At 69.9% G+C, this 4787-nt stretch carries 3 protein-coding genes, 1 tRNA gene and 1 pseudogene; 4 read left to right on the plus strand and 1 reads right to left on the minus strand.

Features of this window, described 5'->3' with window-relative positions; genetic code table 11:
* Positions 1-160 (minus strand): annotated as a pseudogene (locus tag STRTUCAR8_RS50815) (flavodoxin-dependent (E)-4-hydroxy-3-methylbut-2-enyl-diphosphate synthase); the annotation flags it as partial.
* 133 nt (positions 161-293) lie between these two features.
* Here STRTUCAR8_RS50815 and STRTUCAR8_RS40110 point away from each other — a divergent pair.
* From STRTUCAR8_RS40110 to STRTUCAR8_RS40125, 4 genes are all read left to right on the plus strand, one after another.
* Positions 294-2399: a LamG domain-containing protein gene (locus STRTUCAR8_RS40110; RefSeq protein WP_006382109.1), complete on the plus strand. Its 2106-nt coding sequence runs from the start codon at positions 294-296 to the stop codon at positions 2397-2399.
* Between the two features lie 84 nt (positions 2400-2483).
* Positions 2484-4019, plus strand: coding sequence for an amino acid permease (locus STRTUCAR8_RS40115; RefSeq protein ID WP_044473713.1), 1536 nt, complete (start codon positions 2484-2486; stop codon positions 4017-4019).
* A 120-nt stretch (positions 4020-4139) separates the two neighbouring features.
* Positions 4140-4212, plus strand: a tRNA-Lys gene (locus STRTUCAR8_RS40120).
* Between the two features lie 443 nt (positions 4213-4655).
* Positions 4656-4787: cold-shock protein (locus STRTUCAR8_RS40125; protein WP_006382108.1), on the plus strand; the 132-nt coding region annotated here is incomplete at its 3' end.

Genomic DNA, 4787 nt, shown 5'->3' on the forward strand with positions numbered 1-4787 from the left:
TCAGCAACGCCCCGAAGGCGACAGCGGACTCGATGGTCCCCGGGAAGGCGGGACCGGCCTCGGTGACGCCCAGGTGGAGCGGGTAGTCGCACCCTTCGGCGAGCACCCGGTCGGCGTTGACCATGATCACCGGGTCGTTGTGCTTGACGGAGATCTTGACCCTTCAGCGTTGCCGCACTCCTCCTGCCGCGCCCGAAAAAATGCCAACTCGCCTGTCAGCAGCGGCTGTTACGCTCCGGCGCGGAGCGAAATCCATGATCCGGCGATGAGCCGGACCCAGGGGGAGAGAACTGTTGAGTCCGTTGAATCTGTCGGATCTGTTGGATCGTCATGCCTTCGCACGCGGCGGAGTCGCCGCGCTGCTCGCGGCGTCGGCCGTCGTCGCCACGCCATGGACGGCCTCCGCCGCGGAGAACCGGCCGCCGTCCCGGCCCGTGCTGTCCGAGGTGACCACGGAGGACGGGCCGTGCGTCGGCGGTGCGGACCGGCCGTACGTCCGTACGCGGCCGACGCTCAGAGCGGTCCTCCGCGACCCGGACGGGGGCCCGGTCACCGCCGAGTTCGAGGTGTCCTGGACGGACAGCGCGGGCGTACGGCAGGTGCGGAGCACGGTCGGGACGACCGCCAAGTCCAGTGGCTCGACGTTCAGCTGGCCCGTGCCGACCGACGTGCCGGCGTTCGCCGAGGTGAGCTGGCGGGTGCGGGCGGGCGACGGCACGCTGTGGGGGCCGTGGAGTTCCGACGGCGGCAGTGGGTCGTGCGAGTTCGTGTACGACAACGAGGCGCCCGCGAAACCCTCGGTGTCGTCGCCCGAGTACCCGGACGACACCGGGATGTGGCACGACGGGGTGGGCTCGTACGGCACGTTCACCGTGGACTCCGCCTCGGACGACACGGTGTCCTACCGCTACGACTTCCTCGGCGGGCCGCTGCTGACGGCCGTACCGGACGCGCCCGGCGGGCCGGTGCGGCTGCGGTGGCTGCCGCAGTCGGAGGGCGTCGGGGGACTGGAGGTCCAGGCCGTAGACCGGGCGGGCAACGTGAGCGCGACCACCACCTACCAGTTCCGGGTGAGCGGGGGCCGTACGCCCGTCGCCGCCTGGACGCTCGCGGACGCGGCCGGGGCGAGCGGGGCCTCGGCGGAGGCGGGCGACAGGACCGCGACAGCGGGAGCCGGGGTCACGTTCGGCGCCGCGGGCCCGTCGCGGACGTCGGTGACGGGGGCCGTCGGTCTCGACGGGTCAGCCTCCGCCTATCTGACGAGCGGCGCGCCGGCCGTGGACACCGGCGGGGCCTTCTCCGTGAGCGCCTGGGTACGGCCGGATGCCGCCGGTGCGGACATGACGGCCGTCGGCCAGGGCGGGGCGGCCGGGTTCGGGCTCGGGACGAAGGACGGTGCCTGGTCGTTCTCGGTGGGCGGCTCGGTCGTACGGGCCGGTGTGCCGGAGACCGGTGACTGGGCGCACCTCACCGGGGTGTACGACCCGGTCGCGGGCACGGCCCGGCTGTATGTGAACGGACGGGTGGCCGGCACGGCCGAGAACGTCACCCCGTCCTCGGCACCCGGGAACCTCCAGATCGGCCGCACGCTCGAAGCGAGCGCGGGCGGAAGTGGGAACTGGCACGGTGCGCTGGCCGGCGTACGGGTGTGGGACCGGATCGTCGTCGCCGCCGAGGCGGCCGGGGCGGCGAAGCGGGCCACCGTGAGTGAGGGGTACTGGGCGCTCGACGAGGCGACCGGCGGCAGCAGCCCGGAGCGGGACGGCGGGCGGCCACTGACACTCGGCGGGGACGCGACGATCTACCGCGACGACGCCCCCTGCGACTGGCTCGACCCGGACTGCCTGCCCGGACAGTCCCCCCTCTTCGGCTCCGGGCACCTGCTGCTGGACGGCGACGGCGACTTCGGCGCGACGGACGGCCTGGGCATCGCCACCGGGGACAGCTTCTCGGTCGCCGCGCACGTGCGGATCGACTCGGCGGCGCAGGACCGGCCGATGACGGTGCTGTCGGTGGGGGATGCGGACAACTCCCTTGCGGAGGTGCGCTATTCGGGCGCCTCGCAGAGCTGGGAAGTGGCTCTGACGGACGCCACCGGAGAGCGGGTCACGCTCACCGCCGGGGGCGCGTGGGCCTCCCCGGACGACGTTCATCACCTGGCACTCGCGTACGACGACGAGGCCGACGAGATCCTGCTCTACGCCGACGGGCAGCTGACGGCGAGGGCGTCGTACACGCCCGGCTGGACGGCGACGGGTGACCTGCGGATCGGTCGTTCGCAGGGTGCGGACGGCGCGGGCGAAGACCTGGCCGGAGTGGTCGACGAGGTGCACGTCTACGCGGGCGTGCTCAGCGCGACGCAGGTCGCTCAGCTGCGGATCGGCGCCACGGACGTCTGAGCGTGGCCGGGGCAGATATGTTTTCGGCCAAATGAGTCCTCCTGTGACGCATGTCATACCCCCAGCGAGGGCATTGCTGGGGGCATGACAGATGAAGTCGGAGTGAGTGGGCTGTCGGACGAGGAACGGCTCGCCCAGCTCGGTTACACCCAGGTCCTCGCCCGCCGGATGTCGGCGTTCTCCAACTACGCGGTCTCCTTCACGATCATCTCGGTCCTGTCGGGCTGCCTGACCCTGTACCTGTTCGGCATGAACACCGGCGGCCCGGCCGTGATCATGTGGGGCTGGGTCGCCGTAGGGCTCATGACCCTCTTCGTCGGGCTCTCGATGGCCGAGATCTGCTCGGCCTACCCGACCTCCGCCGGCCTGTACTTCTGGGCGGCCCAGCTCGCTCCCCCGCGTACGGCCGCCGCGTGGGCCTGGTTCACGGGGTGGTTCAACGTGCTCGGGCAGGTCGCGGTGACCGCCGGCATCGACTTCGGGGCGGCTTCCTTCCTGGGCGCCTACCTGAACCTCCAGTTCGACTTCGAGGTCACCCCCGGCCGCACGATCCTGCTCTTCGCGGGCATCCTCGTCCTGCACGGGCTCCTCAACACCTTCGGCGTACGCATCGTGGCCCTGCTGAACAGCGTCAGCGTGTGGTGGCACGTGGTGGGTGTGGCCGTCATCGTCGGCGCGCTGACGTTCGTACCGGACAAGCACCAGTCGGCGTCCTTCGTGTTCACGGAGTTCGTGAACAACACCGGCTGGGGGAGCGGCGTGTACGTCGTCGCCCTCGGGCTGCTGATGGCCCAGTACACCTTCACCGGCTACGACGCCTCCGCACACATGACCGAAGAGACCCGGGACGCGTCCACGGCGGGCCCGAAGGGCATCGTCCAGTCCATCTGGACCTCGTGGATAGCGGGCTTCGTCCTGCTCCTGGGCTTCACCTTCGCCATCCAGTCGTACGACGGCGCCCTGAACTCCCCGACCGGCGTACCGCCCGCGCAGATCCTGCTCGACGCGCTGGGCGCGACCGCGGGCAAGCTGTTCCTGCTCATCGTCATCGGCGCCCAGCTGTTCTGCGGTATGGCATCGGTCACGGCCAACTCCCGCATGATCTACGCCTTCTCCCGCGACGGCGCCCTCCCCTACTCCCACCTCTGGCACACGGTCAGCCCCCGTACCCGTACCCCCGTGGCGGCGGTCTGGCTGGCGGCGTTCGGGGCACTGGTCCTGGGCCTCCCGTACCTGATCAACGTGACGGCGTACGCGGCCGTGACGTCGATCGCCGTGATCGGCCTCTACATCGCGTACGTCATCCCGACGCTGCTGCGGCTGCGCAAGGGCGAGGCGTTCGAGCGGGGGCCGTGGCATCTGGGCCGGTGGTCGCGGGTGATCGGGGTGGTGTCGGTGGCCTGGGTGGTCGTGATCACGGTGCTGTTCATGCTGCCCCAGCTCGCGCCGGTCACCTGGGAGAACTTCAACTACGCCCCGATCGCCGTACTCGTGGTCCTGGGGTTCGCGGCCCTGTGGTGGGTGGCTTCGGCGCGCTACTGGTTCCTCAACCCCGACCACGAACGCACCCGGGCCCGCGAGGCGGCTCGCAAGGGGGCACCCGAACCGGTCGATCCGTAACGAGGCCGACCATTTCCGGCGCGGGCCACCGTCCTGGTCGTGGAGCGACCCGGCCGTGTCTCCGATACCCGATCGGAGTCGTGGCCGGGTCCGGCTATGCTCGGGGTTGCAACATCGCGGGGACCCTTAGCTCAATTGGCAGAGCAGTGGACTTTTAATCCATTGGTTGTGGGTTCGAGTCCCACAGGGTCTACGGATGCGGGGGAGGGGAAACCCCTTCTGGCCTGCACAGCAGCGCTCGGGTCGGCTTCGGTCGGGTCGGGCGCTGCGGCGTTTTCGGGGTGGTGGTGGTCCGGTGGAAGCGGACCGGAGGCCTCCGCGGCCGGCCGCGCACCCCGCGGGCCGCTGCCGGTCGGCGGGGGTGCGGCTCGGGAGAGGCTCTTCGGCGGGCGCGTCCTAATATCTGTGGCCGCGAGCTGAGAAATTGACGGAACGCACGGGCAGGTTATTTGCCCCAATGGATAACTGAGAGTTATTCAACACTCGTCGACGGTCGCAGTGTGCTACTGTCGATCTAAGTTGCAGTTGTGGTTCCCGAAATTTTTATCTCCGGTCTTCCGGGCGGGGCAATCATCACGGCGACACGGAGTCTGCGACCTGCGGACCCGTAAGCACCCCCTCTGAAGGAGATATGACATGGCTGCTGGCACCGTGAAGTGGTTCAACGCGGAAAAGGGTTTCGGATTCATCGAGCAGGATGGTGGCGGCCCTGACGTGTTCGCCCACTACTCGAACATCTCCGCCCAGGGCTTCCGCGAGCTGCTCGAA

Origin of the sequence: Streptomyces turgidiscabies Car8 (genome assembly GCF_000331005.1) — a bacterium.
Taxonomy (GTDB): domain Bacteria; phylum Actinomycetota; class Actinomycetes; order Streptomycetales; family Streptomycetaceae; genus Streptomyces; species Streptomyces turgidiscabies.

Coding starts and splice junctions, on each gene's coding strand:
- STRTUCAR8_RS40115 (WP_044473713.1), top strand. CDS start 2,484: ATGACAGATGAAGTCGGAGTGAGTGGGCTGTCGGACGAGGAACGGCTC.